Origin of the sequence: Ruegeria sp. HKCCA5839, from assembly GCF_013035585.1 — a bacterium.
GTDB lineage: Bacteria > Pseudomonadota > Alphaproteobacteria > Rhodobacterales > Rhodobacteraceae > Ruegeria.
On record NZ_WQIE01000008.1, the window covers coordinates 110,602 to 137,029 of the forward strand.

Here is a 26,428-nt window from a genome sequence, read left to right on the forward strand (position 1 = left end):
GAGTGTCGAAGGGAAGGACTTCACACTGCGGTTTTGAGGTTCCGCGCGCCTTTTCGGGAAAATCCCGTGATGCAGGGGCGTTACGGGCCAAGGCTTGTCAAACTTCTGCCGCTCAACCACAGTCTGTGCAAGACATCAGCGCAAGAGGCCTCGGGTGGAGCAGCTGTTTCTAAACGTTCTCAACGTGGTTTTGCCTGTGCTGATCTGCGCCGGAATCGGCTATGGGCTGGCAGTAACCAAAGCGCCTTTCGACAACAAGGTGATCGGCGGCATTGTCTCACGGGTGGGATACCCGACACTGATCATCTCGCACCTGTCGGCCACGACCATTGCTGTCGGAACGTTCCTGGACGTCATGGCGGCCGCCGCGCTGGCGATCGCGGGCTTTGGTGTTCTGGGGTTTGTGGCGCTGCGGTTGATGCGCCTTCCGGTGCGCGCATTCCTGACACCCTTGATGCACGGGAATGTCGGCAACATAGGTCTGCCGATCACGTTGCTGGCGCTGGGCAATGCGGGCATGGCCTATACGATGGGTTTTGTCGTCGTGGTCCTGATCAGCATATTTACCATCGGCATGTGGATCCCGGCTGGCGCGTTTTCCCACAGGAAACTGGCGACATCGCCGATCATCTACGCGGTTGCGCTGTCATTGGTGCTGATGGCGACGGGGACCAGCCTGCCGCAACCCATCGCCAAATCCTTTGACATACTGGGCGGGCTGTCGATCCCGCTGATGTTGCTGACACTGGGCCATACACTCGCGACGCTACAAATCCAAAGCCTTTGGCGCGCGGTACTACTGACCGGGCTGCACCTCGCCATGGCCGTAGTGATCGCCAGTACCTTGGTCTGGCTATTCGGCTTTACGGGCGCGGAACGTGGCGCGGTGATCCTGTGCTGCCTGATGCCCTCATCCGTGGCAACCTATCTGTTCATCGATCAGCATATGCCCGAATACGGGCCGGACGTTGCGGGCTTTATTCTGGTCTCGACCCTGGCCACAATCCTGGTTCTGCCTTTAGCGCTGTCGGTTTGGGTCTAAGCCTGCGGCGGTGGGCGCTAGACCAGTGTCGACAACGAGGTCTGAGCCTCACCGCTATTTTCAATCAGCAATGACAGCGGAAAATCCGGAGTGAACGGTCCCCAAAGGGGCATCCCATCCACCAGATATTCGTCCTGCGGGGGCAACTCTGTGTTTTGGTCGGCAGGGCCAGCGATAGCGGCTTGCGACAACAGGGCCACGGTTGCAGTGGCGGCGAGCAATTTGGTGGGCGATAGCATTGCACTCTCCTGGGTTAACGCTCTGGTCACCTTTAGATGTGCGTGCAACCTGCGGCCCGGATGGGCAAAAGATTACGATTTCTTAATCAACCGCTCAACTGACCCAAACGAAAAAGGCCGCCCCAAACAGGCGGCCTTTCGCATCCGAAACAGGTTTGGCTTAGAAGCCCAGACCTTCGTACTTCTTCTTGAACTTCGACACTCGGCCACCAGCGTCCATCAGACGGGTGCCACCACCGGTCCACGCAGGGTGCGAGGAGGGGTCGATTTCCAGGGCCAGCTGGTCGCCCTCGGCGCCCCAGGTGGATTTCATCTGAACCACGGTGCCATCGGTCATTTTGACGTTGATGACGTGATAATCGGGATGGATGTCTTTTTTCATCTTTCCGCTCCTTACGCCTCGGCGCCAGCCTTGGGCTTGTAGTTGGTGACTTCTGCGATACGTGCGGATTTACCACGACGGGTGCGCAGATAGTACAGTTTGGCGCGACGAACGCGGCCACGGCGGACAACGGTGATGCTGTCGATATTGGTCGAATAGAGCGGGAACACACGTTCCACACCTTCGCCAAAGGAAATCTTGCGAACGGTGAACGAACCGGCGATGCCTTCGCCGTTCTTGCGCGCGATGCAGACACCTTCATAGTTCTGCACACGGGTGCGCGACCCTTCGGTCACCTTATAGCCGACACGGATGGTGTCACCGGCTTTGAAATCGGGGATGTCTTTCCCCAGGGCGGCAATTTGCTCCGCCTCAAGCTGTGCGATCAGGTCCATCGCAGGTACTCCTATCTGCTCGTGGTTGGTCCACGAAGTTTGAGCGCGCCCTCAGAGCTCTTGGTCTTCTACCGGGTCCTGCACCGCAGCCCGCCAGAGATCAGGTCGACTGTTCCTTTGGTCCGGTCTGCCATCAGCACGCCTTGGGCCGAAGAAAGCGGGGCGCCACGCCAGAAGACAAACCAAAAACACCGGAGTCGCGAACACGCGGCGCCGGATTGCGGTCGTTTAAGGAAAATAGGGGAGGGGATCAAGCCTAAAGTTCTATTCCTGGGCTGACGGGTTTTTGCTGTAATAAGCTGTCACCTTCGGTATGTGGCCGAAAGATCATAATTGCACCGGTGATCCATGGTTTAATTACTGTTGTTCTCCTCGCTCAAATCCAGGGCTGCGAAGTTTGGCCGCTTCTTGCGCGGGCAGCGGCGAACACAGAAGTTTTGACGGCGCATAGTGGGCCAGGAATAAAAATCGCGTAAATAATGAAACGGATCGAAATGGCGTTTCGCCATTCGTCAATCTGACGATTGATGCTTCATAACAAGCGAAGTTTTGGTCTATGGTAACCCGGCTGCGGTGGTCGCCAAAAGTTTTGACCGGAAAGTGGCGCGGAAAAAACCAAGAGAAACAGTATGAAGACAATCCTGGCTTTCGTGATTTTGGTCCTGCTATCCGGTTTTGCCATGGCGCATTCGAAAGTAGAAACGACGACCCCAACCGATGGTGCAACGATACCCAATCAACCAGGTGAAGTTGAGCTGAGATTTGACCAGGAAATCAGGTTAACGCGAGTTGGACTGGCCTTTGAACAGGAGAAGGCTGTCAAACTCGAACTGGGTGACCAAACGAATTTCGAACAGAACTTTTCGATACCGTTGCCGAGCAAGGGCAGCGGCACATATGTAATCGAGTGGCGAGGTTTGGGTGTAGACGGTCACACGATGCAGGGCGAGTTTTCTTTTACTGTGGAATAGACATGCTGGACGTTTGGGGTGTCGCTGCAATCCTTGCCAAGCTTGTACTTTACCTAAGCTTTATCGGTGCTACCGGGCTTGTGATCATCGGGTGCGTCTATTCTGGTTTGGTGGCGCGAATAAGCCCTGAGTTGAAGCGTCAGACCATCGTTCTGGCCTGTTCCGCGTTGGTCGCGGCGATTGTCGGTTTTTTGCTTCGCGGAGCTGCACTTACAGGCGAGATCGATGGTATGGTCGACCCCGAGATGCTTGGTTTGCTGTGGCAGACATCCGTGGGATACCTGCTTGTATGCCAAGTACTAGCCGCCGTTTTGCTTCTTTTTGGATGCTTTGTCCCACGATTTGGCCGTTGGATTGCTCTTTGCGGAGGCCTCTTGGCGCTTTGGTCCTTTGCTCTGATCGGTCATGTGCCGGAACTTGGACGGTTTGGTTTTCAAGTTGTTCTTTTCCTACATTTGCTTTGCGCAGCGTTTTGGCTTGGCGTCTTTGCCCCACTTCGCAGAATGGCGCTTGAACCAGGGCAGCTTTCAGATGCGGCGGAGCTAGGGTACCGATTTGGCAAGGTGGGTGTACTTGTTGTGCCGCTCTTGGTCGCGGCGGGTCTGGTGATGGCTTGGGCGCTTGTCGGCAGCATTCAGGCACTCTTCGCAACCGGCTATGGTCGTGCGCTTTTGTTCAAAATCTTTCTTGTTGGCCTCTTGTTGATATTCGCAGCATTCAACAAGCTTCAGTTTGTTCCGGCCCTGCGAAGTGGAGATGCAAGGGCCGGGCAGCGCCTGACCCGTTCGATCGAGCTTGAGTTTTTGACAACGGTGGTGGTTTTGGCAACAACTGCGACGTTGACGAGCGTCCTGACACCGCCGAGCTAAAGACGTAAGGAAATCAAGCTCTTTTTGTCGTGGCGCTGCGTCGTGTTGCCATCGCTGTAAGCCATGACCCCACGGGATTTTTGCCCGTTTCAGTTTTTCGGCACTTTTCCACGCGACGGTTTTGCAATGCCGGTGGTTTCCCGAACTACAAGCTTTGCGGAAACTTCATGCGAAGAAACAGGCCGTTCCGGTTCTCGTATTCTTTCCAGCAAAACCTGAGCCAGCTGTTGACCAAGATTGTACGGCGAAACCGCCATCGTCGTTAATGGCGGTGCGGAAACTGCTGCATCCTGAATATCGTCAAAACCAATGACAGATACGTCCTTGCCAGGCGTGAGCCCCATGCGAACAAGAGCAAGACACGCACCAATCGCGATCATATCTCCGTTGCACACTACGCTTGTTACTTCTGGATGTGCCTCTTTGAGCCCGGCCATTGCTTTCATGCCAGAAAGCTTGTTGTCGGGGCATTCCCAGATCACTGGATGGTTCAAGCCATGTTCTTCCAGTACCGATCTATACCCGGCAATGCGCTGGTTTCGGACTTCGACATCGGCGATACCGCCGAGAAACGCTATTTTCTTGTGTTCTAGAGCCAAAAGATGTCGAGTAGCTGTTTGTGTCGCCTCAAAATTTTTGATCCCTACGTGATCAAATTCAGAGGTGTCTCCGCGGCGCAAGAACGAAACGGTCGGCGTTCGATGGGTGCGTAGCAGTTCCAGAGTAGACAGCGGAGTATTTCTGGCAGGGACCCAAAGCAAACCTCCGCGTGAACCACGTATGAAGGTTTCCAGCTGGTTCCTCTGGCGTTTGGGATCGTCTTGCGAGTCAAGCACCGAGACGAGGTAGCCTTCGGTCTCAAGCAAGTCGCTCACCCCACTGATAACCTCAGCGTTGAACGGGTTGGCAATCTGGTGAATCGTAAACCCGATCTCGCGGCTTTCGCCAGATCGCATCGACGCCGCGCGCCCATCTGGCACGTAGTTTAGAATGCGCGCGATTTCGAGCACCTTTGTCCTGGTTTTGTCCGATATTCGTCCTGTGCCGCGCATGACCTGGCTTGCCGTGGCAATGGAAACACCGGCCTTTTTCGCCACGGTTTCGAGCTTTGGTTTTTCAGCCATCGGTCTCACTTGGAAATACAACTGCGGCAGATTTTGAATTCAAGCAGGCGAGCTTGCAAGGCGTTCGGAGCGAGAACCTCGGCGAAGCAACTCTCCGGTCCATGGATTTGAGTTGACATCAGGTATAACGTTATATCAGATTGCCCGTAAACTCACTCGGATCTGCAAGAAATATGCGTTAGGTAACTATGATTGTGCGTGCGATCCGATTGCAACGCACAGAGCCACGGATGGCTGAGTCCTATTACCTGGTTTTGAGCTTTGTTTGGGAGTAGCAATGCAACTCGAGGATACACTGTCGATTAGGTCTTGTTTGCGCTTCGATCTCTCCCAGGGTTCTTCTAACGAACGCCCTGTGGGGTCTCGTGCTGATCACCTGCAAAGCAACATCAGCTTGAAACCTGAGTGAGCCTTTGGTTAGGGACTTGCGGTGTGGCGAGTAACGTCTGCAGTTTCATTCCAAAGAGTAACGTGAAGAGTGGTTCGAGGAGTAGGGTCGCTGGAACATCACAAAACAGGTGCTTTCGTTGGTTCGACACACAGTCGCAATTTGCCGTGGCCTGATCGCCGGAGACAAAAATGAATAACGTCCTTTATGACCAAGCTGTCGAGATCTTGGAGCGCAATGACTTGGGCCATTACACGGTACCGACCCATGGGCTCTATCCGTTCCAGTGGAATTGGGACAGCGCCCTGTCCGCGTTGGGTCAGTATTACATCAACGAATCCCGCGCCTGGACGGAGATAGAAACTCTTTTCGAGCATCAGTGGGAAGACGGGATGGTGCCGCATATCATCTTTCACAAAGAAGATGACGGATACTTCCCTGGCCCCGAGGTTTGGGCGACCAATCGCAAGGTTCCGTCCTCGGGCATCACACAGCCGCCCGTCACCGGGTTTGCCATTCGCCGCCTATACGATCGGGCGCATGACAAGGATATGGCGCAGCGGCGAGCCAAGGCTTTGTTGCCCAAGATCGCGGCTTGGCACAATTGGTTCTTTGCCAACCGTGATCCGGATGGCACGGGGCTGGTGGCGATTATTCACCCTTGGGAATCCGGGCGCGACAATTCGATCGATTGGGATGATGCCTTTTCGCGCGTTCCGACAGAGGGTGTCGGAGAGTTCACCCGTCGCGACACGATGCACGCGGATCCGGCACATCGGCCGACGAAAGAGCAGTATCAGCGCTATATCTGGCTTGTGCAGCATTTCCGCAGTCTTGGGTGGGATAACTCGCTTTTGCATGATGCATCACCCTTCAGGGTGGTCGATCCTGGCTTTAACGCCATCCTGCTGAGGTCTTGCGCCGATCTTGCCGCTTTGGCGGAAGAGCTTGGCGATGATGTCCTGGCGACCGAGCAACGCCGTCTTGCAGAAAAAGGTCTTGCCGCGATGGAGACCCTGTGGAGCGACAAACATCAGCAGTACTTGTGTTTCGACCGCGCGGCCGAAGCTTTGATCGACAGCCCGTCCATCGGAGGACTTTTGCCCGTGTTCGCGCGGATCGAACAATCTCGCGCCGACGCGATTGCGGCACGCATTGATGACCTGGGGCGTCGGGTCAAATACCTGATCCCCAGCCACGATCCCGATGTCGAAGGCTATGACGGTGCCCGCTATTGGCGCGGGCCGTCCTGGTTGATCGTGAATTACATGATCTCTGACGGGTTGCTACGGGATGGTCACAAAGATACCGCTGACCGTATCATCGCCGACAGCATGAAGCTGATCCATATCGGTGGCTTTGCCGAATATTTTGACCCGATGAATGGCGCCCCCTGCGGTGGTCCACATTTCACATGGACGGCGGCGATGGTAATAGAGTTCTTGAAACTCACAGGAGAAGTCGCGTGAAGCGGTCCAGAATCAATGAAATCATGGCCGAAGCTGACGAGATGATCCGTCACTTTGGCTTTACCTTGCCCCCCTTTGCCTATTGGACACCCGATGAGTTCAAGGCAAAGCGCGCCGAGGCGCAGCATCTGATCGACGCGCGCTGCGGTTGGGATATTACCGACTATGGCGATGGGCGCTTTGATGAAATGGGACTGTTCCTGTTCACATTGCGAAATGGCCGTCTGGCTGATCTGCAGCAGGGTCGGGGCATGTGTTATGCCGAAAAGCTTTTGATCTCGCGTCAGGATCAGCTTTCGCCGATGCACACACATGTCATCAAGGCCGAAGACATCATCAACCGCGGTGGTGCCACGCTGGTAATCGAGCTTTTTGGCTCGAACGAGGATGGCTCTTTTGCGGCGGACCAGGGGGGAACGGTTTGGTGTGACGGCATCCGACGCTCGTATGGGCCGGGCGAGAAACTCAAACTGGCACCGGGCGAAAGCGTGACCTTGCAACCGGGTGACTGGCACGCGTTCTGGGGCGAAGGCGGCGATGTGTTGATCGGAGAGGTCTCAACCGTCAATGACGACGAGACTGACAACATCTTCCGCGAACCGATTGGTCGGTTCTCGAACGTCGAAGAAGACCAGGCGCCCACGCACTTGCTGGTCAGCGACTATGGCACCTGGCTTGAAGGCTGAGCAAACTTCTAAGTCCAATACCCTGTCTCGACGGTGGTCAAATTAATAGAGTTTGATCATTTGAAGCTGCCGTTCGCTTGAAATGCTGGCTGGCGAGTGTAGTCACGAATCGCGCGACTGTCGTATCGATAGTTCGTTGAAACTTTGCGCCGTTTCCGGATGCAAACATCAAATCCAAAAGCTTTTGTTTGAACCGGAAACGTGAGTTTTTTCCTGGGTTGAGGTACGAACCTCAAAAATTCCTAGACTTGAGGTGCGTACCTCAAATAGCCTTGGACATATGCCGCGATTCGCACATCCTCGGTCGACGGCGCAAAAAGGGAGGAATGGATGACTTACACAAAACTGGCTCCGGCCAGCGCAATAGTCCTTGCCGCTACTACTCTTTCTACCAAGGCAAATGCTGACGATTTGACACTGTGTTGGGCGGCGTGGGATCCGGCCAACGCACTGGTTGAGCTTTCGAAGGAATTCGAATCCCAGTCTGGCCACACCATGAATTTCGAATTTGTGCCCTGGCCGAACTTTGCAGACCGGATGCTGAACGAGCTGAACTCGGGCGGCAAGCTTTGTGACTTGCTGATTGGTGACAGCCAATGGATCGGCGGCGGTGCCGAAAACGGGCATTACGTAAAGCTGAATGATTTCTTCGATGCAGAAGGGATCAGCATGGATGATTTCGCCCCGGCGACCGTCTACGCTTATTCGACTTGGCCAAAAGGTACGCCGAACTATTACGCCTTGCCTGCCATGGGTGATGCAAACGGGTGGTTCTATCGCAAAGACTGGTTTGCAGATCCTGAAATTCAGGCCGCCTACAAGGAAGCAACCGGCCAGGACCTGCGCGAACCGCAGTCTCAGAAAGAGCTGTTGCAGATTGCCCAGTTCTTCCAAGGCCGCGAGATTGACGGCAAAACCGTCTATGGTGCGGCTATCTTTACCGAGCGTGGGTCCGAAGGGATCACCATGGGCGTGACCGGCGCGTTGTACCCTTGGGGCTTCAAGTATGAGAACACGCCGGGATCTTACGACATGGAAGGGGCGGTAAACTCGCCCGAGGCGGTGGAAGCTTTGGAATTCTACAAAGAATTCTACGAGACCGCGACACCTCCGGGCTATACCAACTCTTACATGGGTGAGAGCCTGGACGCCTTTAAGTCTGGTCAGGTCGCTATGGCGATGAACTGGTTTGCGTTCTTCCCGGGGCTTTATGCTGATCCGAACACCGGCGGTGGCAAGATCGACTTCTTCGTGAACCCGCCGCAGAACCAGCCGGGCTCGACCCTGGGTGGGCAGGGCATTTCTGTTGTCAGCTATTCTGACAAGCAGGACGCAGCGCTTGAGTATATCAAGTGGTTCGCCCAACCCGAGGTTCAGGCCAAGTGGTGGGAGCTGGGTGGATATTCGGCGCATAATTCGGTGCTGGAAGATCCCGGTTTCGTCGACAGCCAGCCCTTTGCCGGCGACTTCCTAGAAGCGATGGCGGGCGTGCAGGACTTTTGGCAAGAGCCAGCCTATGCGGAACTGCTGCTGGCGATGCAAAAGCGCATTCACGACTATGTGGTTGCTGACCAAGGCACCGCTCAGGAAGCGCTTGATCTTCTGATCGAAGACTGGACCGAAGTCTTCGAAGACGAAGGCAAACTGTAGTCCTGAACAATGGTTCAGAGCGGGCCGTCGCCCGCTCTGCGACCCTCAGGTCCGAAACCGAAAAGAACTGGCCAAGACATGTCTGACAGGACCATAGACCGCGTTGCGCAGGCAACGCCCGTGAGAGTTGCGCGAAAAATCCGGGGGCTTTCGGACCGCGCGATCGCCTGGATATTCATTGCTCCGACGATCTTCCTGCTGCTTGCGATCAACATCTTTCCTTTGATCTGGACCATCCAACTGAGCTTTACCAATTACAAAGCCAACCGGATCGGACGCGAGATCAAGGATGTAGGGTTCAGAAATTACGAGAGGATCCTGACGGATTCTGACACCTGGCTGAATATGCAGGCAACGGCGCATTTCCTGTTCTGGACGATTTTCTTTCAGGTCCTGATCGGCTTCACCCTGGCTTGGTTGATCAACAAGAAATTCAAGGGCAACGATCTTTGGACAACAATCATCGTGCTGCCGATGATGCTGTCCCCTGCTGTGGTTGGAAATTTCTGGAAGTTTCTGTACCAGCCGCAGATCGGCTTGTTCAACTACATCATCTCTTGGTTCACGGGCAAAGAACCCTCCAGTTTCGAGATGCTGGGATCGGTGAAACTGGCGCCGTGGTCCATCGTGATCGTCGACACCTGGATGTGGACACCGTTTGTGATGCTGATCTGCCTGGCCGGGCTGCGCAGTATCCCCGACTATATCTATGAGGCTGCCGAAATCGACCGTGCCAGTAAGCTGCGGCAGTTCTTCACGATCACCATTCCCATGGTACTGCCTTTCCTGATGCTGGCGGTTCTTTTCCGCGGGATCGAGAACTTCAAGATGTTCGATCTTGTGGTGCAATTGACCGGGGGTGGCCCAGGATCAACGACCGAGCTGACCTCGATCAATCTGAAACGTGAAGCCTTCGAGAAATGGCGAACGGGATATGCGTCTGCCTATGCAATTATCTTGTTCGTCACCGTGTTCGGCCTTGCGTCGATTTATGTCAAAGCCCTGAACAAGGTGAAACAGAGATGAGCGGCTTTTCTGTTACCGAACCGACCAAACGGTCGAAGTGGATCGCCGGTGTACTGGTCATCACCTATGCGCTGATAACCATGATCCCGCTGGTCTGGATCTTGCTGACCGGGTTCAAATCCCCCGCAGATGCGATCAGCTATCCGCCCAAGCTTGTCTTCGACCCGACGCTTGAGGGATATGTCAACCTGTTCACCACACGCACGCGGCAGACACAGGAGTTTCTGGAAGCGAACCCGCCACAGAACTGGGCGGATGAGATCGTGCGTCAATACGACATGGTGATCGTCGGACCCTCGAAATTTGGTGAACGGTTCATGAACTCGGTGATCATCGGGTTCGGATCGACCTTCTTGAGCATCTTTCTGGGCACTTTGGCTGCCTATGCGTTCAGCCGTTTCAAGGTGCCTTTGAAAGACGATCTGCTGTTTTTCATCCTGAGTACACGGATGATGCCACCGGTTGCGGTGGCGATCCCGATCTTTCTGATGTTCCGCAATCTGGGCCTCAGCGATACGCATCTGGGGATGATCTTGCTGTATACCGGGGTGAATATCTCGCTGGCAGTGTGGCTGCTAAAGGGCTTCATAGACGAAATCCCGCGCGAGTATGAAGAAGCCGCTCTGATCGATGGCTACACGCGGTTCCAAGCCTTCTACAAGGTGGTACTGCCACAGGCCGCGACCGGTATTGCCTCAACCGCGATCTTCTGCCTGATCTTTGCCTGGAACGAATATGCGTTTGCAGTACTGCTGACTTCGGCCAATGCCCAAACAGCGCCACCCTTCATTCCCACAATCATCGGGATCGGTGGACTCGATTGGCCCGCCGTCGCTGCAGGGGCCACGATCTTCCTGATCCCGGTCATGATCTTCACCATCCTGATGCGCAAGCACCTGCTGCGCGGGATCACTTTCGGAGCGGTGCGCAAATGACCAAGTTTCTGAACGGATTGCTGCGGCTGCGCCGTGGACCCTGGGAAATGGTGGCAACCATCCTGATCGCTGTCGGGGTCTTGATGCTGATGCAGCCTTTTGTCCTGTGGGCCTTCACCTATTCCTTCATCGTCACGCTGATTGGAACCGTCATGTTCATCATCGTCAGCCATTTTCCGGAGGGCGAATAGATGTGGGAACAAGCTTGCCCAATCCTGCCGTCACGCGACTTTGACGCGACCCAGAACTTCTATGCCGATCTTGGTTTCGACACTTGGTACAAGGATGAAGGCTATCTGCTGATGAACAATGAAAAGGTAGAGCTTCGCTTTTTCGCAAAGCCCGAAAATCGGCCCGAAACTTGCGACCATGGTGTCTATATTCGGCCGACCAATGTTGATGAGTTTTCAGATCGTGTCGCGCAGCTGGGGCTGCCGCAGACTGGGGCCTTTCCCAAGTTCATACCCGCTGAAGACAAGACATGGGGCATGAGAGAGGCCGCGCTATGGGATCCTGATGGCAATCTCTTGCGTATTGGTGAGGTGATTGCGGATGGCTGAGATCGTCGTCAAAAACGTAAAGAAGATGTTTGGGGACTTCACGGCCGTCCGTGAAAGCTCTTTCACCATTGCGGACGGCGAGTTCTTCATGCTGCTTGGCCCCTCGGGCTGCGGCAAGACAACCACGTTGCGCATGATTGCCGGTCTCGAGCTGCCGACATCGGGTGAGATCTATCTGGACGGGGAAGAGATCAGTCAAAGCCCGCCGTCTGAGCGTGATATTGCCTTTGTGTTCCAGATGTTTGCGCTCTATCCGCATATGAATGTGCGAAAGAACATCAGCTATCCGTTGATCTCTCAGGGCATGCCGCGCGCAGCGGTCAAGGCGAAGGTCGAAGAGGTTGCGGGCATTCTGGGGATCACCGACATTCTGGACAGCCCGGTGGGTGGGTTGTCAGGTGGTGACCGGCAACGCGTGGCCCTTGGTCGCGCCATTGTGCGCGAGCCCAAGGCCTTCATGATGGACGAGCCGCTAGGGGCTTTGGACGCCGAGTTCCGCGAACACATGGCCGAAGAACTGCGCGCATTGCATGATCGTATGGGCGCAACAACAGTTTACGTCACCCATGATCAGCTTGAAGCTATGCAAATGGGCGACAAGATCGTGGTGATGAACAACGCGGTAATTGAACAGTTTGGAACACCGCAAGAGATCTATGACAAACCCGCGACCATGTTTGTGGCTGACTTCATCGGCTCACCTTCAATGAACTTCCTACCATTTCAGGGCAAGGTGGTGCCCGGTACAGAATCCGTGCGGCTCAACGGTCATGATGAGGCGGTGCCCAAACTGCTGGAAGGAGCCGAAGGCGAGTTGGTCTTTGGTGTACGCCCGGAACATGTGTTCCTGTCCGATGCCAGTAACTACCGTGCCAAGGTCCTGGCGGCAGAATATTTGGGGACGACCCAGATCGTGACGCTTGAAAGCCCCAATGGTGAGTTGAAAGCCCGCATCGATGCCCGCGAAACGGTTACCCCCGGAGATCTCGTGGGTCTGGATTTCCGCTCTCCAACAGTCACGCTGTTCGAGAAGTCATCGGGCCGGGCGTTGCGATCAGTGCTGAACGATGAGGTGTTGGGCGATGGCTGAGGTTGTGTTGAAGAATATCTCGAAGTCGTTTGGGAATGTTGAAGCGGTCAAGGATATCTCGATGACCATCCCTGACGGTGCGTTTGTTGTTCTTTTGGGGCCAACCGGGGCTGGTAAGACCACAACACTGCGTCTGATTTCAGGGCTTGAGAAACTGGATGCGGGTTCGGTTCACATCGGTGGACGCGATGTTGGCCTGGACACGCCCGCTCAGCGCGACGTGGCAATGGTGTTTCAGCAATACTCGCTCTATCCGCATATGACGGTGCGCGATAACCTGTCCTTCCCACTGCGCTCGCCGATCCTGAAGACGCCCGAGGATGAAATCACGCGCAAGGTAAACGAGGTCGCGGAAATCCTGCAGATTCCGCATAAGCTGGACAACAAAGCCACAGAGCTGTCGGGCGGTGAAATGCAGCGCGTGTCCATCGGGCGCGCATTGGTGCGTGATCCGCAGATCTTTTTGATGGACGAGCCGCTAAGCTCTCTGGATGCCAAACTGCGCGCCGACCTGCGGGTAGAACTTAAGCGCATTCAGGCTGATCTGGGCTCGACCCTGCTTTATGTAACCCATGATCAGGTCGAGGCCATGACAATGGCGACCCATATCGGGGTGTTGGAAGACGGCCGCTTGGTTCAATACGGCACACCGCGCGACATTTACGAGAATCCCGGCAGCGTCTATGTCGCCAGCCGGTTGGGCCTGCCGCGGATCAACATTCTTCCGTCCGAGTTGTTCGGTGGCAGTCACAAAGGCCCGCAGATCGGCCTGCGCCCGGAAAACATCGTTGAAGGTGAAGGTGCGGATGCCCGCGTCATCCGTGCCGAGCATTTGGGCGATCAGACTAGGTTGCATCTGGATCTGAAGGGGCATCAGGTGGTGACCCTGATTGATGTCCATCAGGACTATCCTACTGGAAAGATGATAAAAATCCGCCCACAGAACCCGTTATACTTTGACGCGTCCGGTGCGCGTGTGACTTAAGGAGCAAAAGCATGGCCCAGTTCCTCAACACCAAAGAAACCCTTGTGACCGATGCGATCGATGGCCTTTTGGCCGCGTCCGGCGGCGCGCTGACACGGTTGGACGGGTATCCGCATATCAAGGTTGTATACCGGTCGGACTGGGACAAGTCGAAAGTGGCGCTGGTTTCGGGTGGTGGGTCCGGGCACGAACCGGCCCATGCCGGGTTCGTCGGCGCGGGCATGTTGACCGCCGCTGTTTGCGGAGAGGTATTCGCGTCGCCATCGGTTGAGGCGGTACTTGCCGGGATACTTGCTGTCACGGGCGAGGCGGGCTGCCTGCTGATCGTCAAGAACTATACCGGCGACCGGTTGAACTTCGGGTTGGCAGCCGAAAGGGCGCGGGCGCTGGGGCGCAAGGTCGAGATGGTTGTGGTCGATGACGACATCGCCTTGCCGGACCTGCCGCAACCACGTGGCGTCGCGGGAACTTTGTTTGTGCATAAAATCGCGGGCGCGTTGGCAGAAGGCGGGGCTGACTTGGCCACTGTTACGACTGCAGCCAAAGCCGTGATCGACAAGGTCGTCAGCATTGGGATGAGCCTGGATACCTGTACCGTACCGGGATCGCCCAAAGAAGAGAGAATAGCGCCGGGCAAGGCCGAGCTTGGGTTGGGCATCCACGGTGAGCCGGGGGTGGAACAGGTCGATTTCTCGAACGCGGTCACGGCGATGTCTACTGTGGTCGAAAAGCTGAAACAGCGTGTGGGTTCGGGCGACTGTGTCGCGCTGGTCAACAACCTGGGTTCGACCACGCCGCTTGAGATGTCGGTGCTGACCCATGCGCTGACCGAGACGGGTATCGCACAGCATATCATCGGACCTGCTCCGATGATGACGTCTTTGGATATGCATGGATTTTCCGTGTCGATCCTGCCAGTTGCCACCGATGATCTGGCGGCACTCCAGACCCCAGTTGATTTACCCGCATGGCCAGGTGTCAACGCCATCCAGCCCGTGCCGGTTGCACCGCTGCCCGACGGGTTGACCCCAATCGATCCGATCCCGTCGAATAACCCGGCGACGCGCGAGACGATTTTGCGCCTGTCGGAACTGCTGATCAATGCGGAAAGCAGACTGAACGAGTTGGACGCCAAGTCCGGGGATGGGGACACCGGTAGCACATTGGCGACCGCAGCGCGCGCCTTGCAAGTCAGCATAGACCGGATGCCGCTGGCTGACCTTACGCAGCTTTTTCCGGCGCTGGGCAATGAGCTGAGCCAGACCATGGGCGGGTCATCCGGTGTTATTCTTGCGATCTTCTTCAACGCTGCAGGCGATGCCTGTGCCAGCGGTGCCTCAATTTCCAAGTCGCTGGTTGAAGGGTTGAACAGGGTCAGTCAGGTGGGCGGCGCACAGGTGGGTGACCGGACAATGGTTGACGCGCTCGCCCCGGCGCTTGCAGCGCTTCAATCGGGCATGACCGAGGCCGCCAAGGCAGCGCGTAAAGGAGCTGACTCAACGGCACAGATTCATCGTGCCAAAGCCGGTCGCGCCGCCTATGTTCCGGCCGAAAACCTGATCGGGCATAACGATCCCGGTGCCGAGGCTGTCGCCCTATTATTCGAGGGTTTGGCGCAGGAGCTTGAGGGCTGAACGTCACGTGGAAGACCAGAAACAAAAACTAGAATTGGTGAAAAAGCCAACGGTCAATGACATCGCGCGTGTGGCCGGTGTCAGCCTTGCGACGGTCGACAGGGTTCTGAACAGACGCCCCGGAGTGCGCTCTGTGACCGTCCAGAAAGTGCAAAAGGCGATCGATAAGCTGGGTTACGTCCGCGATACGGCAGCGGCCAATCTGGCGCGAAAGCGCGTGTACAGGTTTTTGTTCATTCTGCCCGACACGGACAATGAGTTCATCGAGGCGTTGACCGCGCAGATTACCGAGCAATCCCGTGACCAATTCATCGAGCGGACCCGCATCTCAATCAAGAAAGTCGCGCCCTTTGATCCGCAAGAAATCGTCAATCTTCTTGACGGGATCGATAGCAGGGAAACAGACGGTGTCGCAGTGTTCGGGCCAGAAACCCCATCGGTTCGGGATGCTGTGAAACGAGCCCGAGACAAAGGCGTTCCGGTGGTCGCATTGGTGTCTGATTTGCCAAGTTCTGATCGGGATCATTTTGTCGGGATCGACAATGTCTCGGCCGGGCGAACTGCGGCACAGTTGATGGGGCGCTTTGTGCATCGCAAAGGGAAGGTTCTGGTTCTGACCGGATCGCGGCTTGCCCGTGATCACCTGGAACGTCGACAGGGTTTCGACCTGGTGGTTGCGGAAGATTTTCCGCATCTCGAAGTTGTGGCTTCGGTCGAAGGTCGTGACGACCCGAAACTGATCTACAAGTTGTTGCCCGAGATTTTCGAGACCTACCCTGATCTTGTCGGGATTTATTCGTCCGCTGCGGGTAATGCAGGTCTTGTTCAGTTTCTGTCAGATCACAGAATCGGCAAGGATCTGGTGATCATTGCTCATGAACTGACCCCGCTCAGCCGCGAAGCCTTGCGAAAAGGGATTTTTGACGCTCTAATTTCACAAGATTCTGGGCATATCATTCGCTCTGCGGTTCGCCTGTTGCGCGCGACTTCGGACAAGGTGCCTTTCAACAGGGCACAGGAACGTATCCGCACTGACATTTATCTGAAAGAAAATTTGCCCCGTTAGGGGTTTTGGGTTCTGGGAGGAAACACCATGAAAACAATCAAAGGCCCGGCTTTGTTTCTGGCACAGTTTGCCGGAGACGAGGCGCCCTTCAACTCGTGGGACGCGATCACCAAATGGGCGGCCGAATGCGGCTATAAGGGGGTGCAGGTTCCCAGTTGGGACGACAGGCTGTTTGATCTTGAAACTGCGGCGACCAGCAAGGACTACTGCGACGCGTTCAAGGGGCAGGCGCAGGAGAACGGCGTCGAAGTCACCGAGCTTTCGACCCATCTTCAGGGGCAATTGGTTGCGGTGCATCCTGCCTATGACACCGCCTTTGACGGCTTTGCTGCCGAAAGCGTTCGGGGCAATCCAAAAGCCCGCCAGGAATGGGCGGTGGAACAGGTCAAAAAGGCGTTGTCTGCCTCGCGCAACCTGGGGATCAACGCGCATGCGACTTTTTCTGGCGCACTGGCCTGGCCATATCTTTACCCCTGGCCACAACGTCCGGCCGGTCTGGTTGAAACCGCCTTTGATGAGCTTGCGCGCCGTTGGCTGCCGATCCTGAACCACGCCGAAGAGTGCGGCGTTGACGTCTGCTATGAGATCCATCCGGGCGAGGACCTGCATGATGGCATCACATATGAGATGTTCCTGGAAAGAACCGGCAACCATGCACGGGCCTGCATGCTCTATGACCCGTCACATTACATCCTTCAGTGCCTCGATTATCTGGACAATATCGACATCTACAAAGACCGGATCAGAATGTTCCACGTCAAGGATGCCGAGTTCAATCCAACCGGTCGGCAAGGTGTCTATTCGGGCTATCAAAGCTGGGTCGACCGTGCAGGCCGGTTCCGGTCGCTGGGCGATGGGCAGGTGGATTTTGGGGCTGTGTTCTCGAAAATGGCCGCGAATGACTTCGATGGCTGGGCGGTCGTCGAATGGGAATGCTGCCTGAAGCACCCCGAGGACGGCGCGCGGGAAGGGGCGCAATTCGTCTCGGATCATATTATCCGCGTTACAGAAAAGGCGTTTGACGATTTCGCAGATGGCGGAACCGATGAGGCTGCAAACCGCAAGATGCTGGGGATCGACTGATGGTTACTGGACGTAGCGAAGAAAACGCGGGCCGCATTCGCCTTGGTATGGTCGGTGGTGGCAACGACGCCTTTATCGGCGGCGTACATCGTATCGCCGCGCGACTGGACGACAAGTTCGAGCTTGTCGCTGGCGCATTGTCCTCGACGCCGGAAAAAGCGCAGGCCAGCGGCGAGGCTTTGGGGCTTGCGCGAATTTATGATGACTTCAAGCAGATGGCGATCCGTGAGGCCCGGCTTAAATCAGGGATCGAAGCGGTATCAATCGTAACGCCCAACCATGTTCACTATGCGGCGGCGCGCGAGTTTCTGAAACGGGGCATTCATGTCATTTGTGACAAACCACTGACTTCGACTCTGAGCGACGCGAAAAAGCTGGTCAAAGCAGCAGAAAGCTCGGACGCTCTGTTCATCCTGACCCACAATTACACCGGCTATCCGATGGTGCGGCAGGCGCAAGAGATGGTGGCCAATGGCGACATCGGCACCATTCGTGTGGTGCAGGTGGAATACCCACAGGACTGGTTGACCGAACAGCAGGATTTCAAACAGGCCGAATGGCGCACCGATCCCGAACGTTCCGGCGCGGGGGGATCAACCGGGGATATCGGAACGCACGCCTATAACCTGGCCTGCTTTGTCACAGGGCTGGAGGCCGAAAGCCTGGCCGCCGATTTGCAGGCCTTTGTGCCCGGGCGGCCTGTGGATGACAACGCCCATGTCATGTTGCGCTTCAAGGGCGGTGCGCGGGGGATGCTTTGGTGTTCGCAGGTGGCACCCGGCAATGAAAATGCTCTGCGCTTGCGGGTCTATGGTGACAAGGGGGGTCTGGAATGGGCGCAGGAGGATCCGAACTATCTGTGGTTCACTCCCTATGGCGAACCCAAGCGCCTGATCACCCGAAACGGGGCTGGGGCAGGGGATGCGGCAAACCGCATAAGCCGCGTGCCTCCGGGCCATCCCGAGGGTTATCTGGAAGGGTTTGCCAATATCTACAGCGAAGCGGCAGAGGCCATTCAAGCGCATCGAAACGGCAAGACGCCGGATGCGTCAGTTGTCTATCCAACAGTTCAGGATGGGCTGAGCGGTGTGAAATTCGTAGGTGCCTGTGTCCAAAGCGCGGCGCGCAACTCAGCTTGGGTCAAGCTGGATTGACCGAGTTCTATTGCGGCTGGCATCGGCTGTCTTGAAAAGCGCGTGATCGGGAAGGATCAAACATGTTTCTAGGTCTGGATTTGGGCACTTCGGGCCTGCGAGGGCTGCTGGTCGATGATCAGATGCAGATCATCGCTGAGGCTGAGGCCGCAATAGAAACCTCGACCCCGTCGCCGGGGTGGTCGGAACAGGATCCTGCGGATTGGGTTGAGGCTTGTCAGCGCGTCATCGCAGGTCTGAAACAGGCGAACCCAAACGCTCTGGCTTCGGTCCGTGGCATCGGGCTGAGCGGCCACATGCACGGGGCGACCCTGCTCGATGAGGCGGTGCAGGTTCTGCGGCCGTGCATCTTATGGAATGACACCCGCTCGGCCAATGAGGCCTCTGCTTTGGATGGCCTGTCGGACATGCGCGCGATCACAGGGAATATCGTCTTTCCCGGCTTTACCGCGCCCAAACTTGCTTGGGTTCGGGCCCACGAGCCCAACATATTTGCCAAGACAGCCAAGGTCCTCCTGCCGAAAGACTATTTGCGCTATTGGCTGACGGGAGAGTTCATCAGCGAGATGTCCGACAGCGCGGGAACCGCCTGGTTGGATGTTGGGCAGCGCGCGTGGTCTGACAAGGCGCTGGAGCTGAGCCATATGAACGCCAGCCAGATGCCCGATCTGGTTGAGGGCAATGCGCCAGGTGGTGAAGTGCGGGCCGAGTTGTTGCATGATTGGGGGATGTCCGGGCCGGTTATCGTTGCCGGTGGTGCTGGTGACAATGCCGCCGCCGCTTGTGGTATCGGGGCGATTGACGAAGGCACGGGCTTTTTGTCTCTGGGCACCTCTGGCGTGCTGCTGGTCGCCAAGAACGCTTATGCGCCCGACCCGGAAACAGCGGTACATTGTTTTTGCCACGCGGTGCCGGACAGGTGGATCCAGATGGGGGTTATCCTGTCGGCGACAAACAGCATGAACTGGTTGTCGCGCAATCTCGGCCAACCTGTCAGTGCCTTGGCTGGAGCGCTGCCTGATCAAGTGAACGGTCCTTCTGCAATCACGTTCCTGCCTTACCTGTCGGGGGAGCGCACGCCCCATAATGACAGCGCCATTCGGGGTGCCTTTCTTGGGATCGACGTGTCATCGGAACCGGCGGATTTGACCCAATCGGTGATGGAAGGTGTGAGTTTCGCAATGCGCGATTGCCTTGAAGCGCTCAAAGCTACGGGCACGGAGCCAAGCCGATTGCTGGCTGTGGGCGGGGGCGCGCGATCCCGGTTCTGGCTGGAAACCCTTGCGACGGTGCTTGATGTCCCGCTCGCCCTGCCCGAAGGCAGTGAGTTCGGGGCCGCGATGGGCGCTGCGCGATTGGCGGCTTGTGCGGTCACAGGTGCCACCCCAAGCGACGTAATGGTTGCACCATCGATTGCCGAACATATAGAGCCGCGCCCCGAGTTGTTGGATGCCTATGAAAAAACGTATCACCGGTATAGGCAGTATTACAAAGCCGTGGCCCCTTTGGCCGCGCGTTAGACAAAGGCCTGGGGCAAAGCCGTGCAGATTGAACGCGTTACTCTCAGAGATCACGACATGTCGGCTTCGTTGCTGAACTATGGCGCGATCACGCAAAGCTGGGTTTTGGATGAAACACCGCTGATCCTTGGGTATGAAGACCCGCAGGATTACCTGTCAGACCCGTTCTATCTTGGCGCTATCGTGGGACGGGTCGCCAACCGGATCGGCGGGGCGCGGTACCGACTGGACGATGCTGAATACCTATTGGACGCAAATGAAGGTGCGAATAGCTTGCATGGCGGTTTCAACGCTCTGTCGCGCCGCTATTGGCAAATTCAACAATCCAACGGCAATCAGGCTGTGATGTATTACGCCTCGCCAGACGGGGAATGTGGTTTTCCCGGTTTGGTGGCATTTGAGGTTCGTGTGACGCTGAAATATCCGCGCCTGACCTACGAAATAACGGCCAAGCCGGATCGGCCAACTCCGATCAGCATCGCGCAGCACAATTATTATACTCTGGGTAATCTCGGCGGTATGACCGATGCACATCTCAGGATCATGTCCGACCGAATTTTGGCCACCGACGCTCAGGGTGTTGCAAACGGGCCAATTCACCAGGTGAAGGGGTCAACGCGGGACTTCACTGCTGAGCGTCCGATTGGTGACTGCGCAGAGGGTCTGGACAGTTTTTTCGTTTTCAATGCTAAGCGATCCACCAACGAAGCGGTTGCCGAGCTTGTTGCGGAATCCGGTCTGACATTGCGGGTCTATTCCGACCAACCTGGGGCACAGGTCTATTCGGCGGCGCAGATGTCTGATCCGTTTTGGGATAGCGCCGGATTGTGTATCGAGCCGTCGGGCTATCCTAATGCGGTCAACACACCGTCATTCCCTTCAGTATTGTACTCGCCTGAAAAGCCCTACTATCAAAAGCTGGTCTTGGAGATTGTGGAGGATCGGGTGTGAAACGTGTTTTGGTCGGCGCGGTTTCCGGGCTGTGTTTGACGGGTTCGGTCGGAATAGCGCTGGACCTTGGCCCCAAGCCCGAATTTCCGCAGCTGGATCTGAATGCGGTCGAGCTGGGCCAGCTATTGTTCTACGATCCGATCCTGTCGGGCAATCGAAACATCAGCTGTGCCACCTGTCATCACCCCGATCTTGGAACCACGGACGGCTTGTCGCTGGGGATCGGCGAGGGTGGGGTAGGGCTTGGGAATGGGCGGGTTCTTGACCCCGAAAACTTGCCGGAACAGAGAATACCCCGCAATTCTCCGGGTCTTTGGAACCTCGGTGCAACCGAGTTCACGACCTTCTTTCACGATGGTCGGCTTGAGGCCGCGCCAGGTGAACCGGACGGGATCAGAACACCGCTCAGCACGCATATGAGATCGGGATTCCAATCTGCGCTGGCGGCACAGGCCATGTTCCCGGTTCTGTCGCCTGATGAAATGGCCGGACACTATTCGGAGAACGAAATCAGTCAAGCTGTGCGGCTGGGCTTTCTGTCGCAAGAAAGTGGTGCGTGGGATTTGATCGCTGCGCGCGTTGCCGAGATCCCAGAATACCAGCAGCGGTTTCAGGACGTCTATCCAGGCGATGAGATTTCATTTACCGGTATCGCCAACGTTATCGCCGACTTTATCGCGTTCGAGTGGCGCGCGGATAACAGTGCGTTTGATCGGGCAATGCGTGGTGCAGGCGACCTCTCGGACGCTCAGCAGCGCGGCATGGATTTATTTTATGGCGAAGCCGGGTGCAGCAGCTGCCATTCCGGCTGGTTCCAGACAGATCACGGGTTTCATTCCATTGCCATGCCGCAGATCGGGCCGGGCAAAGCTGCGCGATTTGAAAACCATGCCCGCGATGACGGGCGATTGCGCGTCACTGGTGATGCAGACGACGCCTTTGCATTCAGAACGCCGTCCCTGCGCAACGTTACGCTGACCGCGCCCTATGGGCACAGCGGAGCCTATGCCGAGTTGGAAGATGTCGTCCGCCATCATCTGGATCCGGTGCAGTCGCTGCGGGACTACGCCGTGGCGTCGGCGCATTTGCCCGAATTCCCCGGCGCTGAGGATGAAAAGCCGATGCTGGACGCGTCCCTTGTCGATGCAATAGCTGCGTCCAATGATCTGGAACCGATCCAACTGAGCGACGCCGAAATCGGCGATATCATAAGTTTTCTAGGTAGTCTTGAGGATCCGGCCCTTCGCCTGGGAGTCCCGAAACAGGTGCCCAGCGGTTTGCCTATCGACCAATGATCAGCGTTGAATGCGGATGATCTGATTGGGCGCTACGTTCTGCCATGGGCCAACCGTGCCACCGGGCCAGATCACCCGTAACCGGGCCTCAACCGCGTCGCCTAAGCCGAAATGATGCTGGCCCGCGATGCCACCAGCATGGCCGCCGCCAATGGTGATTTCGCGCGTTTGCAGTCCCTGTTCGGTTTCGATTTCTATGAACCCTCCTACGGCTGCGCGGTTTGTCCCAGGTTGCTCGACCTCAACAAGCAGCCAGTTTCCCGGGCCGGTCTGGTTCTCATACACCTCCAGCGCAGAGCCGCGGTTCACGACCACCAGATCCAGATGCCCATCGTTGTTCAGATCCACAACCGCTCCGCCGCGTGACTTGGACATCGAGGCGACACCTGCATCCACCGAGGCTTCGACGAACTGCCCATCGGGTTGCTGTAAAAGCAGGTTGTTGGGGTCGCTCATCGCTGCGTCCGGCATCTGTTCGACATTGCCTTTGGCCACGAAGATATCGTCACGCCCATCATTATTGACGTCGGCAAACTGTGCGTGCCAGCCGGTCGAAGGCCGTCCATCCTCCCCTACATGCGGTCGATGCGCCGTGGTCCCCTTGTCATAGGTCGCATCGCGCCATGTCGGGCCATCCGCGACCGGGTCGAACACCTGCAACTTCTGATCACCCATCGACGTCAAAAAAACCTCAGGGTATCCGTCGCCCGTCAAATCGCGCGAGGCGATGCCCATGCCCCAGATCGAATAGGGCAACCATCCCTCATCCGCAGAATAAAGCCGGGGCGTAGGTTCCATCGCCCACATCTGCTCTGCGCCGCCTCGGACGTAATAGTGCCGGTCATTGCTGACCCGTAAATCTGCCCGCCCGCTCCGCGCCCAGTCGGAAAACAGGATGGAAAGCGCACAATAGCCGGGTGTCAGATGCTGCGGTTCTGCATAGGTTGTACCTGCGGGGCGATAGAGCAGCGTTGGTCCGCAAGCTTCGAACGGCCCATCTGGGTTGAGCCGATCGACATAGGTGCCAAAGGCCAGAGTCGGTAGGGTTTGGCCCGCCTCCCAAGTGGCGGAGAACGCGGTTGTCCAATGGTCTGCGGATTGAAATCTTATGGCTTCGAAGGGCGCGAAGGCGCAGTCTGGTTTGCCTTGCAGCAGCAGATCCTCACCGACTCGCAAAATTGCCAGATCCATCAGGCCATCGCTATCGATATCCAGCGGGTATGCCCCGGAGACTCCGGTTAAGGTCAAAGTGTCGGGAGTGGCGCTGCGAAATGAGACCCCATTCTGCGAGGTGTTCAGGAACAGTTGCGCCGGGTTGGATCCCCCGGCCACAAAAAGCTCTGGCAGGTCATCACCGTTGCAGTCAAACACCGCCACTCCCCCGCCGACAAAGTGTTCCCATCCGCCGTCATAGACATGCTCGGGAATTGCGATCTGTTCGAACGTTGGCAGCGCGACCTGGGCAGTTGCGGCTGTTGCAAAGATAAGAGTGAAAACCGGACTAAGACGCATGTTTGGCAAGCTCGTTCACTTTTAGGATCGAGACCTGCTCGATTCCGTATGCGGCGGCCCCTTTGGTCCAGATCTGGTCACCCCAATGGTGTATCTTGATTTCAGGCAGTGGGGCATCAACCTTCACCACGCCGCGTTCGATACGGTTCATCACCTCATCGGTGCACAGGTGGTCGATATTGGCTTGGGTTCCAGACAGAATGATACATTCGGGATCGAACAGGTTAATCAGATTGGACACTCCAAGCCCAAACACCTGGCCTGCGCGCGCAAGCACGGACGCAGCGCGATCATCGCCGGCATGCGCGCGTTGGAAAATATCAGAGACGGATTTCAACTGTTCACCGGCCTCAATTACGGTCATTTCCCGGATCAGAGCATAGTCGCCCACATAGGCTTCGAGGCAGCCGCGCTGACCACATTGGCACAATGCACCATCGAGCTGCACCTTGAGGTGACCGAACTCGGCCCCGCAACCGCGTTCCCCACGGAATAGTTTGCCATCCAGGACGATACCCAGCCCAACACCATGTTCAATCGTCACAACCAGAAAGTTCTTCAATCCCTTGCCCATACCAAAAAGCTGCTCGCCCTTGGCCACAAGGTTTGCGTCGTTTTCAATGAAGGCTGGGCAGGGCAAAGCGTCCGTCAGCAGTTTACTGAAATCGACATTGCGCTCGGTGATCGAAGAGGACCAATGGACGAAGTTTCGCTCTGCATCGAGAAGCCCGGCCACACCTATTGCAATACCAGCCACGGCATCGGCACTGACACCAAATTTGGCACAGGTTTCATCCAATGCGGCACCGATGGTTTGAACGAACTCGGTGGGCGTCATTCTTGCCTTCTGCAGCGGGTATTCATGCGTGACGACTTCGTTGCCTTCAAAATCTACCAGAATGGCCGAGATAAACTGACGGGCCACTTTTATCCCTGCAACGAGATGGGCGCTTGCGTCTAACTGCAGCAAGACACGCGGTCGTCCACGCTTTACCGCATTCGGGTTTGCATTGCCTTCAACTTCCCGGATCAAGCCTGCTGAAATCAAATCGGCTGTTGCAGCGGTGACCGTTGCCGGACTGGTATTCAAAGCAGATGCGATGTCGATCCGCGAAATCGATCCGCGCGTCCTGATGTGATCCAAAACGCGAAGCCGCGTTACATTTCTTTGGTCCAGTGTTTTTAGAGAAGCATTGCTTTTCAGCATCTTACCGTTCCGATTCCTGCAGCTTACCCATTTTTAGCCAAGTGGGAGGGTTTTGAACACTAAATATTTTACCGACTGAAATAAATATGCTATCCAAATTCGTGAGGGCCACGAATCAAGGACGTTGGCTCGACAATTGGGAGGAAATCATGAAACGAATTCTCGGTTTTTCGGCCGCTGCAGTTCTGCTTGGAACAGTTGCATTCGCCGAGCCAGTCGTCGGCGTAAGCTGGTCCAACTTTCAGGAAGAACGTTGGAAAACAGACGAGGCTGCGATCAAATCCGCGCTTGAGGCGGGAGGTGCCGAATATATCTCGGCTGATGCGCAATCGTCTTCCGCCAAGCAATTGGCGGATATCGAAAGCCTGATTGCGCAGGGTGTCGACGCCCTGATCATTCTGGCGCAGGACGCGCAGGCCATTGGCCCCGCCGTGCAGGCGGCTGCGGATGAAGGCATTCCAGTGATTGCTTATGACCGTCTGATCGAAGACGATCGCGCCTTTTATCTGACATTCGACAATGTCGAAGTTGGTCGCATGCAGGCGCGCGCCGTTTTTGAAGCAATGCCCAAAGGCAACTATGTGATGATCAAGGGTTCGCCCACTGACCCGAACGCAGATTTCCTGCGCGGTGGCCAGCAAGAGATCATCGAGGCCGCAGTTGAAAGCGGTGACATCGTCATCGTCGGCGAAGCCTATACCGATGGCTGGCTTCCAGCCAACGCGCAGCGGAACATGGAACAGATCCTGACCGCCAATGAAAACAACGTTGACGCGGTTGTTGCCTCGAATGACGGCACGGCGGGTGGTGTTGTTGCGGCGCTGACCGCGCAAGGCATGGAAGGTATTCCGGTTTCGGGTCAGGATGGCGATCACGCGGCGCTGAACCGGGTTGCGCTGGGCACGCAAACTGTGTCCGTCTGGAAAGACGCGCGCGAGCTTGGCAAAGCGGCAGGTGAGATTGCTGTTGCCCTGAGTGGTGGTACAAGCCCGAGCGATGTTGATGGTGCAATCAGCTGGACCTCGCCGGGTGGCACGACAATGAACTCGGTCTTCCTGGCACCGGTTCCGATCACACAAGACAACCTGTCGGTTGTTGTAGATGCTGGCTGGATCCCTCTGGAGGATCTGTGCCAGGGCGTCGAGAACGGCCCAGCACCTTGTAACTAAACCTAAAAGTCCCTGGCCCGCGCTTT

Annotated in this window: 26 protein-coding genes; 20 read left to right on the plus strand and 6 right to left on the minus strand. The window is 56.4% G+C overall.

The features are described 5' to 3' along the window. Positions 1-154: 154 nt before the first annotated feature. Positions 155-1,042, plus strand: a complete 888-nt coding sequence (locus GOV38_RS18815) for an AEC family transporter (RefSeq protein ID WP_171209297.1) — start codon at positions 155-157, stop codon at positions 1,040-1,042. A 17-nt stretch (positions 1,043-1,059) separates the two neighbouring features. On the opposite strand, the gene GOV38_RS18820 is transcribed toward GOV38_RS18815, so the two are convergent. From GOV38_RS18820 to rplS, 3 genes are all read right to left on the minus strand, one after another. Beyond that, positions 1,060-1,281 carry a hypothetical protein gene (locus tag GOV38_RS18820; RefSeq protein ID WP_171209296.1) on the minus strand — a complete coding sequence of 74 codons (222 nt, stop codon included), beginning with the start codon at positions 1,279-1,281 and terminating at the stop codon, positions 1,060-1,062. A 160-nt stretch (positions 1,282-1,441) separates the two neighbouring features. Further along, positions 1,442-1,663, minus strand: coding sequence for a 50S ribosomal protein L31 (gene rpmE, locus GOV38_RS18825; RefSeq protein ID WP_008757924.1), 222 nt, complete (start codon positions 1,661-1,663; stop codon positions 1,442-1,444). An 11-nt stretch (positions 1,664-1,674) separates the two neighbouring features. Further along, entirely contained in the window at positions 1,675-2,058 is a 384-nt protein-coding gene (rplS, locus tag GOV38_RS18830) for a 50S ribosomal protein L19 (protein WP_170575547.1), read from the minus strand. 629 nt (positions 2,059-2,687) lie between these two features. Between rplS and GOV38_RS18835 the strand changes: the two genes are divergently transcribed. Next, entirely contained in the window at positions 2,688-3,029 is a 342-nt protein-coding gene (locus tag GOV38_RS18835) for a copper resistance CopC family protein (protein WP_171133053.1), read from the plus strand. Positions 3,030-3,031: 2 nt separating this feature from the next. Next, positions 3,032-3,898 carry a copper resistance D family protein gene (locus tag GOV38_RS18840; protein ID WP_171209295.1) on the plus strand — a complete coding sequence of 289 codons (867 nt, stop codon included), beginning with the start codon at positions 3,032-3,034 and terminating at the stop codon, positions 3,896-3,898. An 89-nt stretch (positions 3,899-3,987) separates the two neighbouring features. Here the strand turns inward: GOV38_RS18840 and GOV38_RS18845 are convergent, their stop codons facing one another. After that, positions 3,988-5,022, minus strand: a complete 1,035-nt coding sequence (locus tag GOV38_RS18845) for a LacI family DNA-binding transcriptional regulator (protein WP_171209294.1) — start codon at positions 5,020-5,022, stop codon at positions 3,988-3,990. 579 nt (positions 5,023-5,601) lie between these two features. Here GOV38_RS18845 and GOV38_RS18850 point away from each other — a divergent pair. The 16 genes from GOV38_RS18850 (at position 5,602) to GOV38_RS18925 (ending at position 22,514) form a co-directional block, all read left to right on the plus strand. Then, positions 5,602-6,879, plus strand: coding sequence for an amylo-alpha-1,6-glucosidase (locus GOV38_RS18850; protein WP_171209293.1), 1,278 nt, complete (start codon positions 5,602-5,604; stop codon positions 6,877-6,879). Then, positions 6,876-7,565 carry a D-lyxose/D-mannose family sugar isomerase gene (locus GOV38_RS18855; protein ID WP_171209292.1) on the plus strand — a complete coding sequence of 230 codons (690 nt, stop codon included), beginning with the start codon at positions 6,876-6,878 and terminating at the stop codon, positions 7,563-7,565. Before GOV38_RS18850 ends, GOV38_RS18855 begins: the two co-directional genes overlap by 4 nt. A 330-nt stretch (positions 7,566-7,895) precedes the next feature. Next, positions 7,896-9,215 (plus strand): ABC transporter substrate-binding protein, encoded by a 1,320-nt coding sequence (locus GOV38_RS18860; RefSeq protein ID WP_171209291.1) that lies wholly within the window; start codon positions 7,896-7,898, stop codon positions 9,213-9,215. A gap of 78 nt (positions 9,216-9,293) precedes the next feature. Next, complete coding sequence (locus tag GOV38_RS18865) at positions 9,294-10,241, plus strand: carbohydrate ABC transporter permease (RefSeq protein ID WP_171102468.1); 948 nt, start codon at positions 9,294-9,296, stop codon at positions 10,239-10,241. Beyond that, positions 10,238-11,176 (plus strand): carbohydrate ABC transporter permease, encoded by a 939-nt coding sequence (locus GOV38_RS18870; RefSeq protein WP_171209290.1) that lies wholly within the window; start codon positions 10,238-10,240, stop codon positions 11,174-11,176. The genes GOV38_RS18865 and GOV38_RS18870 overlap by 4 nt, the downstream gene beginning before the upstream one ends. Beyond that, the gene (locus tag GOV38_RS18875; RefSeq protein ID WP_171133047.1) at positions 11,173-11,367 is read left to right on the plus strand and encodes a hypothetical protein; all 195 of its coding nucleotides are present in this window, start codon (positions 11,173-11,175) and stop codon (positions 11,365-11,367) included. The genes GOV38_RS18870 and GOV38_RS18875 overlap by 4 nt, the downstream gene beginning before the upstream one ends. Continuing rightward, positions 11,368-11,736 (plus strand): VOC family protein, encoded by a 369-nt coding sequence (locus GOV38_RS18880; RefSeq protein WP_171209289.1) that lies wholly within the window; start codon positions 11,368-11,370, stop codon positions 11,734-11,736. Beyond that, complete coding sequence (locus GOV38_RS18885; RefSeq protein ID WP_171209288.1) at positions 11,729-12,826, plus strand: ABC transporter ATP-binding protein; 1,098 nt, start codon at positions 11,729-11,731, stop codon at positions 12,824-12,826. The genes GOV38_RS18880 and GOV38_RS18885 overlap by 8 nt, the downstream gene beginning before the upstream one ends. Continuing rightward, entirely contained in the window at positions 12,819-13,811 is a 993-nt protein-coding gene (locus GOV38_RS18890; protein WP_171209287.1) for an ABC transporter ATP-binding protein, read from the plus strand. Before GOV38_RS18885 ends, GOV38_RS18890 begins: the two co-directional genes overlap by 8 nt. Before the next feature lie 11 nt (positions 13,812-13,822). After that, positions 13,823-15,445: a dihydroxyacetone kinase subunit DhaK gene (locus GOV38_RS18895; RefSeq protein ID WP_171209286.1), complete on the plus strand. Its 1,623-nt coding sequence runs from the start codon at positions 13,823-13,825 to the stop codon at positions 15,443-15,445. A 7-nt stretch (positions 15,446-15,452) separates the two neighbouring features. Beyond that, entirely contained in the window at positions 15,453-16,511 is a 1,059-nt protein-coding gene (locus GOV38_RS18900; RefSeq protein ID WP_171209285.1) for a LacI family DNA-binding transcriptional regulator, read from the plus strand. Between the two features lie 27 nt (positions 16,512-16,538). Then, on the plus strand, positions 16,539-17,594 hold the full coding sequence (locus tag GOV38_RS18905; protein ID WP_171209284.1) for a sugar phosphate isomerase/epimerase: 1,056 nt from the start codon (positions 16,539-16,541) through the stop codon (positions 17,592-17,594). Then, positions 17,594-18,748 carry a Gfo/Idh/MocA family protein gene (locus tag GOV38_RS18910; protein ID WP_171209283.1) on the plus strand — a complete coding sequence of 385 codons (1,155 nt, stop codon included), beginning with the start codon at positions 17,594-17,596 and terminating at the stop codon, positions 18,746-18,748. The genes GOV38_RS18905 and GOV38_RS18910 overlap by 1 nt, the downstream gene beginning before the upstream one ends. Before the next feature lie 62 nt (positions 18,749-18,810). After that, positions 18,811-20,268, plus strand: a complete 1,458-nt coding sequence (xylB, locus tag GOV38_RS18915) for a xylulokinase (protein WP_171209282.1) — start codon at positions 18,811-18,813, stop codon at positions 20,266-20,268. A gap of 21 nt (positions 20,269-20,289) precedes the next feature. After that, entirely contained in the window at positions 20,290-21,219 is a 930-nt protein-coding gene (locus GOV38_RS18920; RefSeq protein WP_371808526.1) for an aldose epimerase family protein, read from the plus strand. Beyond that, a complete protein-coding gene (locus tag GOV38_RS18925; RefSeq protein WP_371808525.1) occupies positions 21,216-22,514 on the plus strand; it encodes a cytochrome-c peroxidase in 1,299 nt (432 codons plus the stop codon). The genes GOV38_RS18920 and GOV38_RS18925 overlap by 4 nt, the downstream gene beginning before the upstream one ends. On the opposite strand, the gene GOV38_RS18930 is transcribed toward GOV38_RS18925, so the two are convergent. Then, positions 22,515-24,026 carry a CRTAC1 family protein gene (locus GOV38_RS18930; RefSeq protein ID WP_171209280.1) on the minus strand — a complete coding sequence of 504 codons (1,512 nt, stop codon included), beginning with the start codon at positions 24,024-24,026 and terminating at the stop codon, positions 22,515-22,517. It lies immediately after the preceding gene. Beyond that, a complete protein-coding gene (locus tag GOV38_RS18935; protein WP_171209279.1) occupies positions 24,016-25,233 on the minus strand; it encodes an ROK family transcriptional regulator in 1,218 nt (405 codons plus the stop codon). Before GOV38_RS18935 ends, GOV38_RS18930 begins: the two co-directional genes overlap by 11 nt. A gap of 149 nt (positions 25,234-25,382) precedes the next feature. Here GOV38_RS18935 and xylF point away from each other — a divergent pair, with 149 nt between their 5' ends. Next, positions 25,383-26,402: a D-xylose ABC transporter substrate-binding protein gene (xylF, locus tag GOV38_RS18940; protein ID WP_171102439.1), complete on the plus strand. Its 1,020-nt coding sequence runs from the start codon at positions 25,383-25,385 to the stop codon at positions 26,400-26,402. Positions 26,403-26,428: the final 26 nt, after the last annotated feature.